This is a genomic window from Aquicella siphonis (genome assembly GCF_902459485.1).
Lineage (GTDB): Bacteria > Pseudomonadota > Gammaproteobacteria > DSM-16500 > DSM-16500 > Aquicella > Aquicella siphonis.
The window spans coordinates 686,919-708,143 of the sequence record NZ_LR699119.1; the positions used below are offsets into that span (position 1 = coordinate 686,919).

Below are 21,225 nucleotides of genomic sequence, written 5' to 3' on the forward strand. Positions count from 1 at the left end.
CCTCGTATGTATATAATTTTTTTGATATTATATAGATTGAATATTAATGTATTATTAATATTCAACCATGATAATCATGATCTTGCAGTTTGTGTGTTAATGCTCTTTCAACAGGCATGCGTGACACACGCTGCGATTAAATTCTAAGCCTTAGCCTTTCAATTTACATCTTTGGAGGGCTAATTCGATATAACAAACCGCAATACCTGATCATTTGACCTTGCAATGCGTTAAGCGGTGATTCAGTCACTGACTCGAAATTCATCAACCTGATGGTGTTATTGACCAGTGTTAGCGATCAGATAACGGGATGATAATATGCTGCGGGTGATGCTAAAACACCGACCAGCCATGCCAAGACAGTCACGCTCCTCGCAATTGAATTTCAAATCCCTCTGGCACAGAGTGATCCAATGACAGCGGCGATCCCGGAAGACTTGCGGCCGTATTAATAATTGAATTGCGACTCTGATACAAATGATATACTAATTAATATCATTATATGAAATGGGTTTGTTTATGTTTCATGATGATTATTATCAAATACTTAAACGCGAATTCGATAGAGATTATCCTTCTCTGGACGAAAAAGCAAGAGAGGATTTTGCGCATATTGGCGCATTGTTAAGTAACGGTGAGCGCTGTATTCCTTCTCTTAAGAGTTTAAATTCATTGCTGATTCAGCTTGCTAAAGAAAATGGCTTATATGAAGCCATACTTCAGGAAAATCAATCTGACAAAAACCCATCTGCCAAAAGAATCGCAAAAAATTATAAACTTTTAAGTAGCTTGCTTTCATCCTGGTTTGATCATTTTCAGTTCAATCAAGTTCCTGATCTTGAATTTAGCCCTGAAGGAAAAGCAAAAATAATTGAGAAATCAAAAACAGGAGAAGAAACGCCCCGATATGGTAAAACATCACTTTGGAGTTATAGGAAAACACCTTCGATGATAGGCGGTGACTTATCGCCTGACTTGATTAGGAAAATAATTGCTTTGGGTTTTCATTTTAAAGATCCGGAAGTGTCGCCGCGACATGGTGATTTTACACATCAATTGCAATGGTTTATCGTTACTGATTGCTGGAATAAAGGAATGCTTAAATTAAACTTTGATCCTGTTATCCTTTATAAATTATTAGGTGAGCCTGCTACCCAAAAAGAAGGTGAGTCACCAGTTTATTTATGGGATAGAATATTGGATCGAATCGATACGCCAATTGATGAATTTATTTTTATTCGGCCTGAGGCTTTAACGCATTTTCTCTTAAAAGAAGCAAATGAAAAGAAGGATCCTGAATTGGCTTTTTTAAGTCTTCTTGTTAATAATCGATATAATAAGAGAATGGATGAATATCAAGCTCGTCGTCGCGGCATCCCAAAAGAATACGACGAATCCGGATTACAGGTTATTGGCGCGGGAGAAGAATATAAAATTTATATATTGCCCACGTTTCCTGAAATTCCTATTCCGGATCACTATAATGATACTTATCTTATTGTGGGAACGGGATCATTCAGGCAGCTTTATCATATCGATAACAAAGGAAATAAAATGCCTCTTTACCTTGACTTTGATAAAATAAAAATACTTATTCAAGTTATTAATCAAATTGATTTAAATCAAGTCAATCCCGAAATTGCAAAAAAATGTGCCAATGATATGGCAACAGTCAAGCTATTTATTGACAATGGTTTTTTTTCGCTTCAAGAAGCTTTACTTCCAGAGCATCTCGATAAGTTATGGAATATCATGATAACGGACGAAAATAAAAAGAAAGGATATCAACGATTTCGTTTTGCTGAGGAAAGCCAATTTCAAAGACGTGGGTATGCTCTATGGCAGCGCGCTGAACGCCGTCCGCCACTAGATGCTTCAAGTATTGTAGAGCAATTCATTAAAGAAAATCGAAACGAAGACTTTATAAAAATAAAGAGGTGATAAGCCAGTCTCCTTATAGTAAGATGTTTTTTGGTCATTCCGGCAAACGCGTTGTTTTTAACTTGAAACCGAACTAAAACTTGATGAGCTGAGATAGCAGTCTCCGGTAACTATCGTTCTTGCAATGCTGTCTGGCTTCTGATTATTACAAAGAGTATTATTGCCAATATGAATAAAACTCGGTATGCCGTATTGGCTAATCTTCTTGTCCCTTTGGCGGGAATGAGCATCGATATTTATTTGCCTTCCTTGCCGCATATGGCGCAAGCATTTTCGACGGATGATTCGTTTGTTCAATTAACGATGACTTCTTTTGTAATCGCAATGGGGCTGGGCCAATATCTGGCAGGCCCTGTGAGTGATGCGATAGGCAGAAAAAGTTTGATCGTTACCTCTCTTGTGATTCAATTCATAACCGTCGTTACAATCATTCATGTGCCAATCGTGTCGTTGATTATAGCCACGCGAGCTCTGCAAGGAATTGCCTGCGCATTTATGATAGTGCCTGCAAGGGCTTTGCTTAATGACAATTTTGAAGGAAATGAATTAAAGAAAAAATTCAATTATCTCACGATCAGTTTTGCATTGGCGCCTATTGTGGCGCCGTTCATTGGCGGTTATTGTGAATATTATTTTGGATGGCAGGCATCATTTTATTTTCTTTTGGCATATATCATTATTTTATTGATCTTAATGCTATGTTTTACAACTGAAACGATAAAAATAAAACGTCAATTCTCCATGCGTCATTTGATTCATAATTACAAAATCATCATGGCCAGCAAGTCTTATATGTTTCGTACCTTATTTTTGAGCGTCTTATTCGGGTATACCGCTTTAAGCAGTATTTTAGGCCCATTCATTTTTCAGAATACATTGGGCTTGTCGGCAGTGGAGTATGGTTATGTTGCCTTGTCTCTCGGTCTTGCGTGGTTTCTGGGTAATTTGACAAATCGTATTTTATTTAATGTTGAGCATAACATTAAAGTGATTTCATCGCTTTTTGTGCAGTCAATGATGATCGTCATTCTGGCGGCATTTTCCTATTTTGAAGTAATAACAGTTGCTTCTTTTCTTGTGCCTCTATTTATCATCATATTTTGTGCGGCTATCATGTTTGCCATGTTTGTGAGCGAGTCGTTGTCACAATTCCCTGATCTTGCGGCATCCAGTAACGCATTTTTATTTGCAACCACATGGCTGGCATTCGGGGCGTATACTTACTATGCGACTTTTTTGCCGGTAAACAAAGTTATGCCAATAGCGTTGACATATCTTTTTGTTAATTGTATATGTTATTTGCTGATGAAAAAGATCCGGTCACAATAATTATTTTCGAGATTGCAGGTGAAAATTCAATAATGATTGAGGTTAAATACTTGCACGATTGCAAAAAGCATATCCCGGCACTCGCTAGGCTCTGGTACGAAGAAATCAGCCGCCATTGGAACAGCGAAGCCTCCGTTGAAAAGGCCGCAGAAGCACTGCATAGGCATGCTCAGATTGATAAAATGCCTCTCGCTATTGTCGCATTAAATCAAGATAAACCCATAGGCATGGCGTGTCTGCGAGAATCAGATGGCATTCGACCAGAAATGAAGCCATGGCTTGGCAGTCTGGTGGTGGATCCTCAATTTCGCGGTAAAAGGCTAGGCGAAAATCTAATTAATCAAATTAAAGCGCTGGCCAAATCAAGAGGCCATGAAATATTATATTTATTGGCATTCGACCCTACAATCCCGGATTGGTATGCAAAACTGGGATGGAAACATATCGGTTATGACAGCTATTTGGGACATCGTGTAACAGTCATGAGTATTACAATATGAATGACAAGCTCTCTCTTTTCCTTTTACAACAAAACGACATTGACGAAATTATCCCGGCCTTTAAAGCGATTGGCTGGCATAAACCTAAGAACTTGTATGATATGTATCTTTCTGAGCAGTCACGAAATATCAGACTAGTATATGTTGCCAAAAAAGAGGGTAGGTTTTGTGGTTACGTCACTCTTAAATGGGAGTCTGGCTATCCGCATTTTCGTCAAAACAGGACGCCTGAAATATGCGATCTAAATGTATTGCCTGATTATCGTCGTCAAGGGATAGCGACCAGATTAATTAAGAAATGTGAGTTCCATGCCTTGAAGAACGGATATGCTGCTATTGGCATTGGCGTAGGGTTGACTGCGGATTATGGCGATGCTCAAAAGCTTTATGTCAATCTAGGCTATATACCGGATGGAAACGGGTTGCATTCTCATCAACAGCCTGTTCCTTACAATCATCAGATCATGGTTGATGATGAGTTGATATTATATTTTAAAAAGTCGCTGCTTAATGCAGACGAAATTGAACTTGATATTCCCGTGCCAATTGAAACACCCAGATTAATCTTGAGACCTCCGCAAATTGGTGACGGGAAAAAATTGAATGAAGCAATTCTAGAAAGCTTTGAGACGCTTAACAAATTCATGTTGTGGGCTAAAGACAGACCCGCGCTGGAAGAATCAGAAGATGTTGTCAGGCGGGAGTCATCAAACTGGATATATAGAAAAAAACATGATGACGAATTGATGATAATGATTTTTTCCAAAAATACAAATGACTTTGTAGGTGCAACAGGATTTCATCATGTTGACTGGGATGTGCCGTGTGCTGAAACGGGATATTGGATTCGCAGAAAATATGCTGGTCAGGGATATATGACAGAGGCGGTGAATGCTGTCACGAGATATGCTTTTGAAGCGCTTCGATTAAAACGACTGGCAATCACTTGTGATGTTGATAATGAGCGAAGCAAGAAAGTTCCTGAGCGACTGGGGTATCGTCTTGAATCACGAATGAAATTCAACCGGATCAAGCCGGCAACCGGGATGGCTTCCGATACCTTGGTTTACGTGAGAAATGATTTAAACGATTTACCCGATTTGAAAGTGACATGGATTTAAAGGAATGCCCCACTTTGTAACATGTAACTCCATGTATTTATGTGATTATCTTTATGCTGACCTGATGAATTTTTATTGTCCTATAATAAAAATATATGCATTAACCTTATTAATTCTTGTTAAGACAGCAAATGTGAGGGTTATGTGTCTTAACGGGCAATGGAGGTTTTCAGTATGGCTCCAACCTCTGGCGTCTTTCAAGCGCTTAATTTGAATTACACTACTGGAACCAGGAAGCAGGCAACAGATATACTGGATCGTGTTGCAGCCCTGCATGCGCAAGGTCATCAAAAAGTCGGAATTACGTATTCAGCCAACCATGATCAAAGCGTTCAAATTCGTGATGCCTACCGAGAGGGACACTGGCAGACAGGAACAGACGGCGGAAATCAGGCCAGGATCATGGCTGAAGTTGAACATTTACTTCTGACTGATCCCCGGTACCAACATTTGAGATCTGTTTTTCAGATTTTACCCATTACCACTTGCGCACAGGCTGGCGGTGTTGGTGCAGTTCACGATCGGTGGCTGCAGGAAGATTTGGACCATGTGCAGCAATTTGCCTCTAGCGGCGGCGCGATGCTTGGCTGGCAAAATCAAGATACCGTATCCAATACGAAATCGCCGTTTGCCATCGGCGGCGGCATTTCATCTGTGCTGACTTCTCAGCAAACTCAGAAAATCCAATCTACATTGTTGGATATGCAGAGCCGGTATGCGCCATCCGGGCCAGGTCGGCAATTCACTGCAACAGCTCCAGTGTCGCCGCAATAAACCGCCATGCCGCAGCCACAAATGCCTCAGCAACAAGTGCCGCGGGTATCCCGCTCTTCACCGCCGCAAATGTCATCGCCGCATCACACAACTGCAAAGCCCCAGTTTATTGCGCACCCTCACTCAGAGACTCTCAGCAGCAAGGCAAGAGTATTAAAAGCCATTGCTGGCATGCATCTGAATCCGTCAGGGCATTTTCAGCCCAGTGATCTGGTTGTGGCAAATGATAAAGATCCAGGCAAAAAGCAAAAGGTAATTAAGATCTATTTCAAAGATGAGACATCCGCACAGGCATTTGCCCGTTTTGCGGGTAATGCTGCCAGGGGTTCGGACGGATCGGTCATATTTGGGCCAGAGCGAGCGCAGAAGGTTTTTGAAAAGTTACATGTTCCTACGCGCGGCCGCACTCAGCCGCATTCCATGTATAGTGCGCTGGTACACGATGCGGCACAACCACAATCAAGAGCGAACGCAACATTTCAGGCCTCGGCTGGATTGCATGATGGCGAAAATAAGAAATTCAAGAGTGCGTTTGATTATATCAGACAGTCCGATGTTGACGCCGGTGTGCAAAAAACGCTGGGACAAGTACTGACAACTTTTCAACAGTCATTAAGCGCGGACAGGACTAGTGACAAGTTCGATATGGATGCTCATACGGCAATCAAGGCTATCGCGAATCAAGGTTTGATTGACAAAAAAACCGCGGATACCATGCACAAGCATATTGATGAGATTAAGCGTGAAGTCGTGCAAAATAATCGTCAAAGTATTGGTATGAAACGTTCCTCGTAAGCGTGATTTTCTCGTCATGAAGATCAATTGAATAAATAATATTATATTATTATCAATAGCTTGCGTTTATATTATCAAACATCTCAATGAGTATATTTTCGACTATACTTAAAAATGATAACAACATGATTCCTTAAAATTCAAATTGAACTAGTCGAACGAGGATGAATTCATATGTTATTAAGAAAAGTCATTGCGAAAAATTTAGAAAAAAATTTAAATAAAAAGGCGGACACTGAATCACCTGAAGCAAGCTCTACCAACGCCTATGTGATGGGCAAGTTCAGGGAAAAAGTGGCTGCTGACGCTCAGATCAATGTCGATGAATCAATAAAAGCTGATGAAGCTACAAAGTTGGGCGTGAGCATTGGAAGTTATGATTCGACTTATGATCTTTTCCGAACCGAATTTAACAGGAGTCATGATTTTATTTACGGAATGAGCCGTCCGCGTGCCCAATATATACATAAAGCTCTGGGCGGTGAAGCAATGGCATTGGGCGGAGTGCCTACCGTTGATATGCAGAATCGATATATTGTTCCAGAGAGTGGTGATGATGCCGGCGCCAATTTGTCCGAAGTGGATATGAAAGTAAAGGAGTATCATGATTTTCTCAATACACATGCTAATGCGAAATATCAGGATCTGGCAAAATACCGTGACCGTATTAGTGAAGGCGATTTACGAGCCAAAGCCCAAAGGATGAAATATATCACCAGATCTTGCAAAGCCAAGATAGAAGAAACAGCTTTAAAAGGGAATCAGATTCATTTCATTCTAGACAGTGGTAATCATGCTTGGGATATGGATGCAGTCGTTAAAAAAGAAGGAAAAGCGGGAACTATTATTACCGCAAAAGAATTGCGGCATATTTATAAAAACAAAGACATGCCGGTTAATGGCAAGACACTATCAAGTCATGTAACATTTTGGCGAAATGGCCAAAAGGTAAAAGCCCCCTGGGAAGAAAATCCGGAGCTGTGGGCTGGATTTGTACGAAAAAATAAATCATGATCCAGAATGGGTTTGCAAAAAATGAACAGCGTTTTCAATATAAGGAATGCGAGGCGCTGATTCCCTTTATCAACTCTGGAAAAGCAGTATTTAACGTTGAATATAAATTATCAACTTCAAATTTTTTCTCGAAGGCGGCTTCAATGAAGTTCAGTTCAATCAAGAAAAAGCTTAGCCTGGGCAATCCGGTGACATTCTGTAATTGATCGCTGGCTATATCGATAGGAACATGCCAGGTATACGGTGTCACGCCATAGGCCATAAACCATAAACAGTATCGTCAATGCTGTCACGTGAGTTTTAGGCACGAAAAACTGTTGTCTTGTTAACAATGACTCTTTTCTAAAAGGTTTAAATGCTGCAAACTTTTCCAACAGGTTCCCAAGCTGAACTGAATAAGATAATTACAACCGATGCTGCTGACTATGTCAGGGCTGATTTTATAAAAAGGATCACTCAGCGCCCGTGATAGTGAAATAAATTTGGCGCCATGCTTTTCATAGGAGGTTAAAAGCTCATCCATCATGACGGCATCAAAAGCTCCCAGATGCAAAAGCAAGATGTATTTTATGTCTCGTCCATAAAGGTGTTTTGACATGCGTCGGGAATTCTCCAGCGCTGCTAATGCATGCTCAATGTAGCTTTTTCGCAGCCAATTTATGCCATTCTCGTTCTTTTTAAAAAGGCACTTTGCATAGACTTGATTCCATTCGTAATCTGAAAAGTCGAGTGTTACCGGGGCAATCTGATAATTGTTGTTGAGCAGAAAGCGGCGTACTGTTTCACGCTTTTCTGCTGTATTACCTTCAGATAAAAATGGGTACCTGAAATATTTGTGATTCTGATTTGTCGAATAGGATGTTAATATCATGTCATTGCGCTTGATATCATCAACGTATTGTGTCGATGTAACCTGAGATAAGTCCAAGTGTGAATAAGTATGGTTGCCTAATTGATTTCCGTCTTTTATCCACGTTTGCAAAATTTTAGAGCCGTCTGGATTATTGGTGACTTCCTTGCCAATCACAAATCCATAAACTCCTTCCACATGATGTTTCTTTAACGTCGCCAGGATAGTGTTCGCAATTTCCAATCGTGACTGGCCAACGGGTAGTTCGCCGGATACAGGCAAGTCATCAATTGTGATGGCAATTTCAAAAGCAGGAAGCGCCGAATTGTTTAAACAAAATAACAAACATGTCAGGAAGAAAATGTTAACTGCGATTTTTGACTCCATCAATTAAATCTCCCTTACGGCGATCAGGATATAGATTGAATTGTTTCATTATAGCCGTTTTTTTAGACAATATCATGAATATGCTGTGTAATAGGCGAATTGCTGGTTCATCTGATTTTGTAGATTTTTTGTTAATTTGCTTTGGCTGGCATTATTGGTGTGAAATGTATTAAGGTGAATTTATTTTGAGGTTTGGCAGTTAATTTTAACATGGAGTGTCTATGTATATCTTTAGATTATTTTACCTATTGGTAATTTCGTTAATTTCAGTTTCACTTACGTCTAATGGCTATGCAAGCAAAGCGAATGATAAAGTCCTGTTTCAGGAGTTATTTAAGTCCTGGACGAAAACATTTAATCAAAAAAAATATCCAGAGGTGTGTGATTTGTTCTCTAAATCAATTGTTGCTGATTATCAAGGATCACAAAGAAAAAATTATTCTAAATTATGTTTCGGTTTCAAAAAAATATTTAAAGAAAAAAACATGGTTTATCACAATAATTTTAAAATCCATAAAATATATCACTCAAATAACCTGGCTGCTGTCAGGATTACCTGGTATTTGGATATATATAAAAATGGAGCACACGTTTCTACAATACAGGAAGAAGGACTGGATATTCTTCAGAAACAATCAAATAATCAATGGCAAATTGTAAACTTTATAGCCTATCCAGTTTCTCAGCAAGGATAGAAAAAATATGCATTATGTATTCATTATTATTTTCTATCATCTCATTCAACTCTGCCTCGATTTCATCCTCGCTGCGCAAGCTGATTTTAATTTAAAAACAAGAACATTCTTGATTTGCATGAATAATAAAAGTACAATATTGCCCTAATGAGGGGGATGGCATAATCTTTTATTATCAAAACGAGAGCGCCTTTATAAAAACCCTTTAAATACAATCAAATACGAGGAGAAAGTCATGTTTCGTCCCAATCCAAAGGAAGATACAGAACAGATCAAACCGAAGACTGAAGCAAAAGAAATAAAAGAAACAAAAGATTCAAACATTCAGACTTCTGGGCCATCAATAACCATTACTGTCATCGAACCGCCAAAATCTGAACAAACCAAGACTGATTCTGTTTCAGTGAGTGAATCAGGACGTGGCAGAAGCCTTGAAAAGAAAGAACCGGCTGCGCGATCAGCTTCGGCAGATTTTGCTCTACAGAAGGCACAATCCGTTATCCAGCTTAAACCAAGAAACAGACTAAGACGCCTTTCATGGGGTTTGATTTCAACGCCAACGTCATTTTCACCAACCGTATCAGAGTCAACATCGGAAGAAAATTCGCCCCTGCCATCGCCCAGGCAAGAGAGAAAACATTTTTCTGATGGTTTTTTCGCTCCTATTACAAACAGAGCTTATAATGCAGCTACCTTATACAATTTGCTCATTGATTCAGAAATGACATCAACACAAATAATTACTAGTTACCCGGATATTAATCCTGATGATATGCTGCTTGATGATGTGGATAAGCTGGATGACGAAAGAGTTTATCACTTGGGTTTTACTCGTAAAATCTGCACAGGCACTGGCATTACGCATGGTTCGCTCGCATTTCGTGATGTGGAAACTGGCAAATTTCTCATTGTCGGCCGTCAGAACAGCCAGTTTTTAAAAGTGGACCCAAGCAGTCAACCATTTTCAGCCACATTTAACTGGACCACATTTGCATGGTGGACGATCAAAAATGTGGTGGATTATCATTCCTACTGGAATTTCACAACAACAAAAATGGATAATGAAAAGAAATATGATTTCTTTCCGGGTACGCCTTTTAATGCAGAAATGACTGAAGTCGCATTGACCGGAGCGGAAATTAAGGCGATGATAAAGGCAGTAGATGAAAATATTTGTCTATCCCAATGTTACGATGCCATTCACTCCAATTGTTACTCATCAGTTTTCTTTGGTTTGACAACAGCATTTAAAATGATTGCCGCCAGGGAATGCAAGGATGATGAAGTTAGTATAATAAAGCAGAATAAGGACTTAAAGCGTATTTTCACCTTGATCGGCCTTGCTATGCAGGATAATCATAAAGCAGGATTTGGCAGCATCAATAACACCGTGGTTAATGAGAGTATTCAAGACACGATAGATATATTAGAAAAGCGTGACTTGTTGCAGGTTATTGATGAAATGGTTGAAAAAAAGGACGAAAAGAAAACTTCCAAGAGTTCTTGTGGTTTCGGAAGCGAAAATCAGTAAAAGATATTTGCGGCGAAGCAATCCATGGTTCTGGATTGCTTCATCTGCAAGTCTGTAAGAATTTCTGTTTTGCCAAACCGCTCCACTAAACTGTGACTCGACAATAGAGGGTTACTGTGAACTCTGTTGCACTTTAATACCCCATTCAAGTAAATGTAAAATGGTTTTATTTGTTCGTCGGTAGCGGTGAACGAAGATTTTTAATATTTCAAAAAATATTTTATATCCCATATCAGGGTGTGAATCTAAATATTTTCTGAATGAGTCAATGTCAATTTCAATGAGTTCCGCCTCAGTATTGGCAAACACATCGGCACTCGCAGGCGAATTATCAATAAAGGTGAATTCACCGACAATTTCACCCTGTCCTAGATGGGCGATCCCCGGGTGTATAATCGGATTGTCACCTGATACACTATTAACGACGATTCTCAGTGTTCCTGATTTGATTAAATAGAGCGAAGAGTGCATTTTACCCTCTTCTAATATTTGCTCATCAGGGTGGACTTTTATATATGAAAATTTTACAGATTTTTTGAATGAGTCATCCTTTAATAACAAGTCTATAAAGTTACCCATGCTGGATATACCTGCTGTTGTATAAATGAGCAATCCATATAAATATTATAGAGTAATATAATGAAATATGGTGAATCCCTTGTTTCAAACGCGATTTAAAACATGGCCTTACAGTATCTTCAAAACAGCCAGAGCATTCTAAAAATGGCGGTAGTCTTTGGGGCAAGTCAATTAGATGTGCAGTTGACAATCAATGGGTTATATGTGGTTATTGGCAGTTGTTCAGTTTTATATGCATTATTCGTTTTTTGGAAATGAAAGATTCAAGTCTGGATTCGGAATGTAAGGTTATTGCTACATCGTTTAAATCGAAATTGTATGATAAGTTGGATATATGTCAAATTTCCAGACTTGGCCCCATCACTCGGAGCAAGTATATTTTATGGATAAATTTTTCTGGTTTTCTCTTCCTATCACCCTGATGCTTGCCTATATACTTTTCCGCGCTGCTATCAAGAATCCCGTTAGCAAGCGTGATATAAATATGATATCTGCAATTTACCTGATTTTTTATGTGCTTATTACGGCCGGACTCGGGTTGTTCTGGGTGGCCAGAATGGATTTGCCGGCTTTTGACCTGCATTATTTATTTGGCTACTGTTTGTTATTTCTAGTTGGTGTGCACCTGTGGTTTCAGCTGCCTCTTGTTCTTGCATGGCTTAGAAAAAACAGCCCATCCATTCTTGTTGATGAAACACATAGTCAATGGAAGCCATTGGTCAGAAATATATTTCTCTTTATTGTCACTGCCATTATTTTTTCCGCTATCACAATCATAATATATGAATTCCTTAGCCCGGCAACTATAACCATCATTGAAAGCAAACCGGAAATACTGACAAATAGACTCTGGCTTTTGAGCAAGGGAGAGAAAATAACCGCTGCTAGCTATCTTCATCAGCAAGGTGATATTACTCGCCGCGGCGCGTTTCTTCCCAGATTTAATATCACCAAGCCTTCTATATATAAATCGTACCCCGGCTACCCGGTTATTTCATTACCTACACCAGCCGGCTACTCGGGCATATCTCTTTCTCAGGCATTATCTCAAAACTCATCTGAATCTGTCGCAGCTGTGAGCGTGCAGAGTTTATCAAACATACTTTACTATTCAAATGGAGTGACAGAAACACGAAATTACCCCGGCGGACAATTGCAATTGCGCGCAGCCGCATCAGCGGGCGCGCTGTATCCAAATGATTTGTATGTTGCAGTAATCAACATAAAAGGGATAAAGCCAGGCATCTATTATTATCATCCGGCCAATCACAGTCTGATCAGGATTGGCGACCAAGGATTATTTCAGTCGCTGGCCGAGGCGGGTCCATATCCAGACTTATTAAAGAATGCCGCGGCTATTATCATTATTTCAGCCTATTTTGATCGAACAGTCTGGAAGTATCATGAACGTTCTTATCGTTATATTCTGCCGGATGCGGGTCACATTTTGGGTAATCTGACAGCCGCAACATCAGCAATGAAAGTACCATATATTATTACCGGCATTTTTGACGATGAAAAAATGGGAAAAGTTCTTGCGTTATCGCAACATGACGAAGGCGTATTATCCATGATTGTACTTGGAAAGAAAAAGTTGACATCGCTTAATCAAATTCATCGATTCACTGCAGTAGATCTGCCAAAAAATGCCAATGATATGGAGATAACCCGTCTTTCGCATAAACTGACTTCCCTGAAGTGGCTGGCTGGTTCAGTAACCATTCCCGTTGCCACTTCGAACATGCCAAACGATGATTTTTCATTAACCGAAACACTGATTAAATTACCGGATGGTGCGCCAGAAAAAAATGATGTTTTTTCTATCATCAAAAATCGTAGATCGTTTCGGAAATTTTCGCATCGTGAAATCAGTTTTAATGATTTTTCAGGTATCCTGCATGAATCATTTTTGCCGCTGAGAAATCCGCATATTGTCGAAAACGGCGGGCGGGTCGAACTGTTCGCCATAGTTACCAATGTGCAAAACTTGCCAAAAGGCATATATCGTTACATTCCTGAAAAATCAGCGTTGCAAAAAATTGTCAACGGTGACTTCTCAAATGAAATATACAAAACTGGTCTTTCCCAGGAGGTACTCAAGCGAGCGGCATTTGTCATGGCATGGGTAATTGATTTAAACAGGATAGGAGTGCTGCATGGTGAAAGAGATTATCGATATGCAGACATGGAATGCGGTATCGGCAGTGAAACAGCTTATCTTTCTGCGCAAGCACGCAAATTAGGTGCCTGTGCGGTAGGGGCATTCTATGACGATGAGATCCAGAAAATGTTAAAAATAGACGGAACATCCAAGCGTGTGATTTTGTTAACAGCAATAGGGCAAGAATATGATTGATATGAAAATTATTTTCAATCACCTTAATTGTAAATAATGTCATAATGTGATTATTATTTCATCGCTCAAGCATACGGGGCTAGTGTGTGAAATTACAGCTGTCATATGCCTGTTAAGGCAAATAAATATTTTTCATGCTTTGTTTTACGTCGGAAAATCGGCTAACAACGATAAACAAGTTAAGTGAGTATTATTCATCATTTTTAATGTGGCGCTTCTTGCCTTAAGTAAATTTGACTGGATAAGGAATAACCAATATTTCGCACTTTGTGCGCTCCAATAATGCGTGTGTGGTTGATCCTAAAATACGATCAATCCCGTTTCTTTCGTTATGTCCTACCACCAGAAGATCAATATGATGTTTTTCAATAAATTCGGGGATTGAAATGCGTGGATTACCTACATCAATATGTTGATGTGATATGGGAACATTCAAATTTTTTGCAATCCCTTTCATTCTATTCCTTGCTTCATCAATATATAATTTTTCTTTATTGGGTATGTCAGGAAAAATATTTATTTGTGGTAACTCTATTATATGTATAAGATGTAATTTTGCTTGAAATATATCAGCCATTTTTTTTATCTTTTTTCCTGCCAAATGTGCGGTTTCGGTAAATTCCACTGCAAATAATATATTATGGTACATGTACGGCTCCCATATGCAACTATGAATAGGTAGAGAATTTCTGGATATGACATCTCTAATTTTATCACATTTCTCATCGGGATTTATGCTGAAGCTATCGGAGTGAGTGCTGTGTTAATGTTCATGATATAAAGAAATTGAGCCGGGCTAGTCATTATTTTTATTTGTCTGGTCAAAGCCTAACTTATCGCGAAAGACGAGATCGCCGCCCAGGTAGTTTGAATAAATAAGGCCAATGACACTGGCTGAAGAAATAATTATCTCTATCGGACTTGCGTAGGCGATATTCGGAAATTTTTTCATTTTTATGCCAAAAACAATAGAAAAAAGAATAATCCATGTCACATTGAGCAATGCGTGCAGTGAAGCTTTGTACCATGCGGTATGAGTGGAGGGTAAATGTGAATAATCGATTGCACCAGCAAATGCGGCAGATAAACCGAGTATTATTCCTCCACCAAGGCAATAAAATGCTGCACAGGCTAGACATTGATTTTGTGTGAAAATGGACAGGATATCAAATATCAAGCTCATCGGAAAAAGTGCAGATGGAAAATGTACAAGCATAGAATGCACGGGATGACCGGCTATTCTGGCTCGTAATAATTGAGCAAGGAATGATGAATTTATCATTATTGCAACACGTAAATGATTAGTGTTACGAGTGCTATAACTGCAAAAACAGGATGAAGAATTGCCAATAATTTGGGAATAGGCCTTTTTTTCATGTCAATCATGAATAATGTTAGACCGCCAAGTGCGGCAAGAACAAATAAGACTATGCTGGTGATAAGCAGAGGGTGCATATGTCCCATGGCTGCATAAATAATTACAATGACTAACGCCGTCGCTGCAATGGGCCCATGTGTAAATACGGCAGGTTTGGGTGTAGGCTTGTCCTTCAGAATAGCTGTCAGCACAATCAAGCCAAAGATAGCGGCAATAATGAACAAGATGATTGCTGTTATTAACATAATACTCTCCTTGTATGTCTGTTATAGATAATATACACACAATTTTAATGTATTTTCAAGGACTTGTGTTACACATGAATCATTGACAGCGCAACTTGTCAGGAAGGTATTGAGCTTAAAAGATTTCAAAAGCAACGCTGTCAAAATGAATTCTCTGGTCAGGTATCACAATATCAAGATGTTGTGATGTATAAAAATATCTTAATAAGACCATAAATGATTAAATTTATATCTTTAATTATCTGGCAATTTAAATCAGCTAGAATATAAATAGACTCGCGTGCTTCTTCTATAGTACCAATTTTGCAAGCAAAGGAGTGTAGTGCGATGCCTATGAATATAACGCAAAAAATTATCCACTCACATCTTGTTGAAGGTGAAATGATAGCCGGCAAGGAAATTGCCATGAAGATTGATCAGACGCTTTGTCAGGATGCAACCGGTACGTTAGTAATGCTGGAACTCGAAGCCATGGGACTTGACCGCGTTAAAACTGAATTATCGGTGCAATATGTCGACCATAATCTTATCCAGGAAGATTTTAAAAACGCGGATGATCATTTGTTTTTGCAAAGTGCAGCGCAGCGTTATGGGGTATGGTTTAGCAGAGCTGGAAACGGCGTTAGTCATCCGCTTCATATGGAATTCTTTGGTAAACCAGGGAAAACTCTGGTGGGTTCTGACAGTCATACTTGCGCGGGTGGTGCCATAGGAATGCTTGCCATCGGCACGGGCGGATTGGAGGTCGCAATGTCGATGGCAGGTTATCCGTTTTTTGTCAAAATGCCAAAAGTAATGGGGATTGAACTGACTGGAAAAATGCCAGAATGGGTGAGTGCGAAAGATATTATTTTAGAAATGCTTCGTCGTCATGGTGTGAAAGGCGGAGTAGGCTATGTTATTGAATATTATGGCAATGGATTGAAACACCTAGATTTGTGGGACAGGCATGTTATTGCTAATATGGGCGCGGAATTGGGTGCAACGGGAACAATATTCCCGTCAGATAAAAAAACATTGGAATTTTTGAAAATGCACGGACGTGAAAGCGACTGGCTTGAGCTGTCGTCGGATAAGAATGCAAACTACGATAAGAATGATGTGATCAACCTGTCTGAGCTTGAACCTCTGATTGCTTTGCCTTCCAGTCCGGGAAATGTAAAGCTTGTACGTGAAGTAAAAGGACGGGATATATATCAATCCTATATTGGCTCATCAGGTAACCCTGGTTATCGTGATCTTGCCATTTCAGCATTAATGGTGAGCGGCAGACAAATCAATCCAAATGTTTCTTTTGATATCAATCCGGCAACGCGTAACATATTGGAAGAGTTAGCTGAAAATGGATTGCTGGCAAATCTTATTCATGCTGGCGCGCGCATTCATCAAGCCGGTTGCAATGGATGCATTGGTATGGGCCAGGCGCCAGCCACCGGACGAAATAGTCTGCGCACGGTGCCAAGAAATTTTCCGGGACGATCAGGGTCAAGAGAAGACAGTGTATATTTGTGCAGCCCTGAAGTCGCGACGGCATCCGCGCTTAAAGGAATCATTACGGACCCTCGTGATTTAGATTTTCCTTGTCCGAAAGTAAGGAAGCCGAAAAAAATAATTGTGAATAGGAATATGATGCAATCGCCCTTATCACCATTTGAATCTGTCAGAATCAAATTGGTGAAAGGACCAAACATAAGCTCAATTCCAGAACTAAAACCAATCTCAAAAGATGTTAAATTAGCCGTACTGTTAAAAATGAATGATAATGTTTCAACAGATGAAATTCTTCCTGCCGGAGCGCGTGTTCTCCCTTATCGCAGTAATATTCCTAGGATCAGTGATTTTGCATTTGACATGATCGATGAAACTTATTCCAGGCGAGCGAAGGAATTGAAAGAAAAAAATGAACATCATGCGGTTATCGGAGGTGATAATTATGGACAAGGATCCAGTCGTGAACATGCGGCGCTGGCGCCTGCATATCTTGGATTGCAACTGGTTATTGCCAAGAGTTATGCGCGTATTCATTGGCAGAATTTGATTAATTTTGGCATTTTGCCATTGACCTTTGTCAATTTTGATGATTATAGGAAAATTGAACAGGGAGATTTTATTGTCATCAAAAATATTTTTGACTCAATAAAGTCAGGCGATATTTTAAAAGCAAATATTGATGGAAAATCTTTTGAAATAACATTGCGGCATAATTTGTCAAGAAGGCAAATCGATGTTCTGGAATCGGGCGGCTTAATCAATTGGGTCAAGAAACATGGCTAGAAAAAGGAATCGGATGCCTCACTAGCCGCAATGGGATACATTAATACACATGAGAACTTCATTTATCTTGGCTCCGGTTTCGCCCTTCAGGCTGGATTATACAGTGTGGGCACTGCGCAGAATAAGTAAAAACTTAATCGATAGATGGGATGGAAATGAGTATACACGGTTATTTGTCATTCAGAATAAGCCTGTCAAAGTGGTCGTCAAGCAATGCGGCACTCCGGATGACTCGGTAATTGATGTCTCTGTAAATAAAAAAATTAATCAGGAATTGAAAAATGAACTTGCTGAAATATTAGAGATGATGCTGGGTTTGAAGCAGGATTTGCGGAATTTTTATCGAATATCGAAAAAAGATGAGTATTTAAATTCTCTTGTTAATCAATTTAAAGGTTTTAAGCCGCCAAGGTTTCCTACTGTGTTCGAAGCTCTGGTTAATGCGATATCTTGTCAGCAAATTTCATTTGAGGCGGGATTGCAGATACAAAATCGATTGATACAGAAAATCGGTATACAGATTGCTGAAGATAATAATCTATTTTATGCCTTTCCCGATCCCGGATCCCTGGCGTGCTGTTCTGTAAAAGAGTTAAGGCGAATAGGTTATAGCTTGCGCAAGAGCGAGGCTCTTATTCATTTGGCATCTTCCATATTAAAAGAGGGAAATTTGTTTGATGGCCTGGGCGCGATGTCGAATGACGACATTATCAACAGATTATGCAAATATAACGGTGTGGGCCGGTGGACAGCGGAATATGTTTTATTGCGCGGGATGGGAAAAATTGATGTCTTTCCGAGAGATGATATTGGAGCGCAAAATAATTTGCAAGATTTGCTACATCTTGTCAATAAGCCTGATTATGGGGCGATTTCAAAAATTATCCGGAAATGGCATCCATACGCAGGTTTGGTCTATTTTCATTTGTTGCTTCGCAAGCTAAATCAAAAAGGAGTGTTGATCAATGCCAATGATAAAAGTCAAGCGAGTATATGAAGAGCCAGACAAGTCGGATGGATTCAGGATATTGGTAGACAGATTGTGGCCGCGTGGTGTTAAAAAGGAAAAGGCGGCTGTCGATTTATGGCTGAAAGACATTGCGCCCAGTGATTCACTGCGAAAATGGTTTAATCATGAACCCAGGAAATGGTCTGAATTTCAGAAGCGCTATGCAAAGGAATTGGTGGATAAACAGGAATTAATCAAATCTATAAAAAAGGAAGCAAAATCCAAAACGGTGACGCTATTATTTGGCGCCAAAGAATCTGAACATAATAACGCCGTGGCATTACTCAATTATCTAACATTGAAATTGAAATAATGTTCATAATGCACCCATGGGTGGATGCGGTCATTTATATCATCGATGATTTGGGCGCTGTGTCTTGGCGACACAGCTTATCACTTCCATTTTAGCGTATCGGTGTCTGACATATTTTTTCTGCCATATAGCCTACGGTTCCCGCATAGTATGTCGAGTGGTTCCAGTTCATGATGACATTAAAGTTATTAAAGACCATTAAGACGGGGCCGCCATAAGGTTGTATGATAGAAGCCTGATAGTTATTGTTTGGCAGTTGCTCACCGTCTTGTGCGCTCACGCCAAGACGTTCCCATTGTTTTATTGTTTTTCTGACATCCAGTGACATCAGATCTTTGTCAAAATTTTCTGGTATGGCAACCGGAATTGCCCATGGCTCGTCACGTCTCCATCCATTTTTATCTAGATAATTGGCAATCGATGCAAATGCATCCGGCAGGCTTTTCCAGATATCCTTGTATCCATCGCCATCGTAATCCACCGCGTAATCATGCCAGCTTGAAGGTAAAAATTGTGGATGACCGCTTGCGCCTGCCCACTCGCCTTTAAAATATTTCAATTTTACATGTTTGTCATTTAATATATGCAATGCTAAAAATAACTCTTTACGAAACAAGGCAGATCGCCGGCCATCGTATGCCAGGGTGGCAAGTGAATGTATTACTGGAAAATTTCCCATAAAATGACCATAACTGGTTTCCAGTCCCCATAATGAAACGATAAAACATTCGTTAACGCCGTAACGCTGAGCAATTTTTGATAGTAATCCCTGGTGTTTTCTTAATTCCTTTTTGCCAAGGCTGATTCGGTACGAGTCGGCGCGTGTATTGCGATATTGTTGAAACGTGATGCGTTTTTCAGGCTGGGTTCTATCGTAATTCAGTACTTTCCAGTTTGGTACGTCCATTCCTTGAAATGCTGCATCAACCGTGTCGGGACGTATCCCTTGATGAATCGCTTCCTGTCGTATTTCCTGCAAGAAATCCTGCCAGCTTTGTTTTGCATATAGTGATGGACTAAAAAAAATGCTGATGAAGAAAATGCCCAGAGTGACTGTTACGCTTTGCTTCATAGAACCATACTCCCTGCGATTAACTTGATACATTGGCTGCAATGTAAATAGTGGCATCTTCGTAACGAATGGGCGCATCATATGAGATTACCGATTTTCCTTATAGTAATCATAACAAAAAAATGACTGGCAGTTTTGTAATCAGCAGGTCGCGGGTTCGGGCCCGACTGCTAGATTTTCAATAGAATCTATAAGATATAAAAATATTTAACATCAAAAACTAGTCATAAGGCTGATTGCTGGCAGATCGTGTTTCGCGGTGGCTTCTTCCTTATTGTTGGATTATTATTGAATAAGTGATCAAGTAAACGAGAGGGAGCCTGTATGCCAAGTTTCCTGGTCAATTACGGTGGTCCTGTTTGTGCTCTAACCAGCATGGACTCGCAGTATGATAATATTTTACAGAAATGCAAGGATTTCTATGGCGGAACGCCTGAAGCCATTGGCTTCACTATCAAGGGAATTGATGTGACCTATTATAAAATAGGTATTCATCGCATGATTAAAGTGGAATTGCCGGATAGTGTGGAAGAAGATTTAAAATCGTCCGATAAGGATATTCGTCAAAAAGCAAAAGAGACAAAGAAACTTTACACTACTGCGCGAATTAAAGCGGGGGACTTTAATACCACCGGGTATAAGTTGCTAGGAAATAATTGTGTCAGTGCTGTTGCGAACATATTAAACACCCTTGATTCGTCAATATTGGGCGGCGAGAAAAAAATTATACCCCAATTTCTTGACAGCAAGATCGCGGCTTGTACAAAAGTACAATCCATGGTGCACGAAGTTCTCAATCCTCCGCCTAGCGCGGACTGTTCTGATGAGGTTATTCCAACTAAAAAGTTTTACTCAGGCGGTGTGCCAAATAGTATTTGGCAGCAAGCGATGACTACTGTCAGTAAGAGCAAGAATAAACCATTGACTAATCAAGACATGAAAAAAGACATTGATGAATCAAATGGTTCACCAGATGATCAGCTTGAAAATGAGATAAAATTTAAATCCTGATTCAGGTTCAGGATTATTTACATGTCTCTGCAGCCGGGAATCTTTGTCCAG

The 21,225-nt window shown here is 39.7% G+C and carries 21 protein-coding genes; 15 read left to right on the top strand and 6 right to left on the bottom strand.

What is annotated here, in order from left to right; all coding sequences use genetic code 11:
* Window positions 1-519: 519 nt before the first annotated feature.
* The 8 genes from AQULUS_RS03290 (at window position 520) to AQULUS_RS13180 (ending at window position 7,680) form a co-directional block, all read left to right on the top strand.
* Window positions 520-1,941 (top strand): LirA/MavJ family T4SS effector, encoded by a 1,422-nt coding sequence (locus AQULUS_RS03290; RefSeq protein WP_148338626.1) that lies wholly within the window; start codon window positions 520-522, stop codon window positions 1,939-1,941.
* A 168-nt stretch (window positions 1,942-2,109) separates the two neighbouring features.
* Window positions 2,110-3,270, top strand: a complete 1,161-nt coding sequence (locus AQULUS_RS03295; RefSeq protein ID WP_148338628.1) for an MFS transporter — start codon at window positions 2,110-2,112, stop codon at window positions 3,268-3,270.
* Window positions 3,234-3,770 (top strand): GNAT family N-acetyltransferase, encoded by a 537-nt coding sequence (locus AQULUS_RS03300; protein WP_148338630.1) that lies wholly within the window; start codon window positions 3,234-3,236, stop codon window positions 3,768-3,770. Before AQULUS_RS03295 ends, AQULUS_RS03300 begins: the two co-directional genes overlap by 37 nt.
* Window positions 3,767-4,891 carry a GNAT family N-acetyltransferase gene (locus AQULUS_RS03305; protein WP_148338632.1) on the top strand — a complete coding sequence of 375 codons (1,125 nt, stop codon included), beginning with the start codon at window positions 3,767-3,769 and terminating at the stop codon, window positions 4,889-4,891. The genes AQULUS_RS03300 and AQULUS_RS03305 overlap by 4 nt, the downstream gene beginning before the upstream one ends.
* A gap of 174 nt (window positions 4,892-5,065) precedes the next feature.
* Window positions 5,066-5,665, top strand: coding sequence for a hypothetical protein (locus AQULUS_RS03310; protein ID WP_148338634.1), 600 nt, complete (start codon window positions 5,066-5,068; stop codon window positions 5,663-5,665).
* A gap of 21 nt (window positions 5,666-5,686) precedes the next feature.
* Window positions 5,687-6,460, top strand: coding sequence for a hypothetical protein (locus tag AQULUS_RS03315; protein ID WP_172622714.1), 774 nt, complete (start codon window positions 5,687-5,689; stop codon window positions 6,458-6,460).
* A gap of 174 nt (window positions 6,461-6,634) precedes the next feature.
* Window positions 6,635-7,474, top strand: coding sequence for a hypothetical protein (locus AQULUS_RS03320; RefSeq protein WP_148338636.1), 840 nt, complete (start codon window positions 6,635-6,637; stop codon window positions 7,472-7,474).
* Complete coding sequence (locus tag AQULUS_RS13180; RefSeq protein ID WP_148338637.1) at window positions 7,471-7,680, top strand: endo alpha-1,4 polygalactosaminidase; 210 nt, start codon at window positions 7,471-7,473, stop codon at window positions 7,678-7,680. The genes AQULUS_RS03320 and AQULUS_RS13180 overlap by 4 nt, the downstream gene beginning before the upstream one ends.
* Window positions 7,681-7,799: 119 nt before the next feature.
* Here AQULUS_RS13180 and AQULUS_RS03330 read toward each other — a convergent pair whose 3' ends face one another.
* Complete coding sequence (locus tag AQULUS_RS03330) at window positions 7,800-8,711, bottom strand: polysaccharide deacetylase family protein (protein ID WP_148338638.1); 912 nt, start codon at window positions 8,709-8,711, stop codon at window positions 7,800-7,802.
* Between the two features lie 221 nt (window positions 8,712-8,932).
* Between AQULUS_RS03330 and AQULUS_RS03335 the strand changes: the two genes are divergently transcribed.
* Window positions 8,933-9,406 carry a Cif family virulence factor gene (locus tag AQULUS_RS03335; RefSeq protein WP_148338640.1) on the top strand — a complete coding sequence of 158 codons (474 nt, stop codon included), beginning with the start codon at window positions 8,933-8,935 and terminating at the stop codon, window positions 9,404-9,406.
* 235 nt (window positions 9,407-9,641) lie between these two features.
* Window positions 9,642-10,937, top strand: coding sequence for a hypothetical protein (locus AQULUS_RS03340; RefSeq protein ID WP_148338642.1), 1,296 nt, complete (start codon window positions 9,642-9,644; stop codon window positions 10,935-10,937).
* 111 nt (window positions 10,938-11,048) lie between these two features.
* Here the strand turns inward: AQULUS_RS03340 and AQULUS_RS03345 are convergent, their stop codons facing one another.
* Window positions 11,049-11,516 (bottom strand): Crp/Fnr family transcriptional regulator, encoded by a 468-nt coding sequence (locus AQULUS_RS03345; protein WP_148338644.1) that lies wholly within the window; start codon window positions 11,514-11,516, stop codon window positions 11,049-11,051.
* Between the two features lie 382 nt (window positions 11,517-11,898).
* Between AQULUS_RS03345 and AQULUS_RS03350 the strand changes: the two genes are divergently transcribed.
* On the top strand, window positions 11,899-13,872 hold the full coding sequence (locus tag AQULUS_RS03350; protein ID WP_172622715.1) for a SagB/ThcOx family dehydrogenase: 1,974 nt from the start codon (window positions 11,899-11,901) through the stop codon (window positions 13,870-13,872).
* A gap of 223 nt (window positions 13,873-14,095) precedes the next feature.
* On the opposite strand, the gene AQULUS_RS03355 is transcribed toward AQULUS_RS03350, so the two are convergent.
* The 3 genes from AQULUS_RS03355 to AQULUS_RS03365 all read right to left on the bottom strand — a co-directional run bounded on the left by AQULUS_RS03355 (window position 14,096) and on the right by AQULUS_RS03365 (window position 15,495).
* On the bottom strand, window positions 14,096-14,521 hold the full coding sequence (locus AQULUS_RS03355; protein ID WP_148338648.1) for a universal stress protein: 426 nt from the start codon (window positions 14,519-14,521) through the stop codon (window positions 14,096-14,098).
* 147 nt (window positions 14,522-14,668) lie between these two features.
* Window positions 14,669-15,154, bottom strand: coding sequence for a DUF2231 domain-containing protein (locus AQULUS_RS03360; protein ID WP_148338650.1), 486 nt, complete (start codon window positions 15,152-15,154; stop codon window positions 14,669-14,671).
* Window positions 15,154-15,495, bottom strand: coding sequence for a hypothetical protein (locus AQULUS_RS03365; RefSeq protein WP_148338652.1), 342 nt, complete (start codon window positions 15,493-15,495; stop codon window positions 15,154-15,156). Before AQULUS_RS03365 ends, AQULUS_RS03360 begins: the two co-directional genes overlap by 1 nt.
* Window positions 15,496-15,822: 327 nt before the next feature.
* Between AQULUS_RS03365 and AQULUS_RS03370 the strand changes: the two genes are divergently transcribed.
* The 3 genes from AQULUS_RS03370 to AQULUS_RS03380 are packed head-to-tail and all read left to right on the top strand — an operon-like array spanning window position 15,823 to window position 19,091.
* On the top strand, window positions 15,823-17,769 hold the full coding sequence (locus tag AQULUS_RS03370; RefSeq protein WP_232051824.1) for an aconitate hydratase: 1,947 nt from the start codon (window positions 15,823-15,825) through the stop codon (window positions 17,767-17,769).
* A 49-nt stretch (window positions 17,770-17,818) separates the two neighbouring features.
* Entirely contained in the window at window positions 17,819-18,766 is a 948-nt protein-coding gene (locus tag AQULUS_RS03375; protein WP_148338654.1) for a DNA-3-methyladenine glycosylase family protein, read from the top strand.
* Window positions 18,735-19,091: a DUF488 domain-containing protein gene (locus tag AQULUS_RS03380; protein ID WP_148338656.1), complete on the top strand. Its 357-nt coding sequence runs from the start codon at window positions 18,735-18,737 to the stop codon at window positions 19,089-19,091. Before AQULUS_RS03375 ends, AQULUS_RS03380 begins: the two co-directional genes overlap by 32 nt.
* A 91-nt stretch (window positions 19,092-19,182) precedes the next feature.
* On the opposite strand, the gene AQULUS_RS03385 is transcribed toward AQULUS_RS03380, so the two are convergent.
* Window positions 19,183-20,163, bottom strand: coding sequence for a lytic murein transglycosylase (locus AQULUS_RS03385; protein ID WP_148338658.1), 981 nt, complete (start codon window positions 20,161-20,163; stop codon window positions 19,183-19,185).
* Between the two features lie 324 nt (window positions 20,164-20,487).
* Between AQULUS_RS03385 and AQULUS_RS03390 the strand changes: the two genes are divergently transcribed.
* Window positions 20,488-21,174: a hypothetical protein gene (locus AQULUS_RS03390; RefSeq protein ID WP_148338660.1), complete on the top strand. Its 687-nt coding sequence runs from the start codon at window positions 20,488-20,490 to the stop codon at window positions 21,172-21,174.
* The last annotated feature ends 51 nt before the right edge of the window (window positions 21,175-21,225 follow it).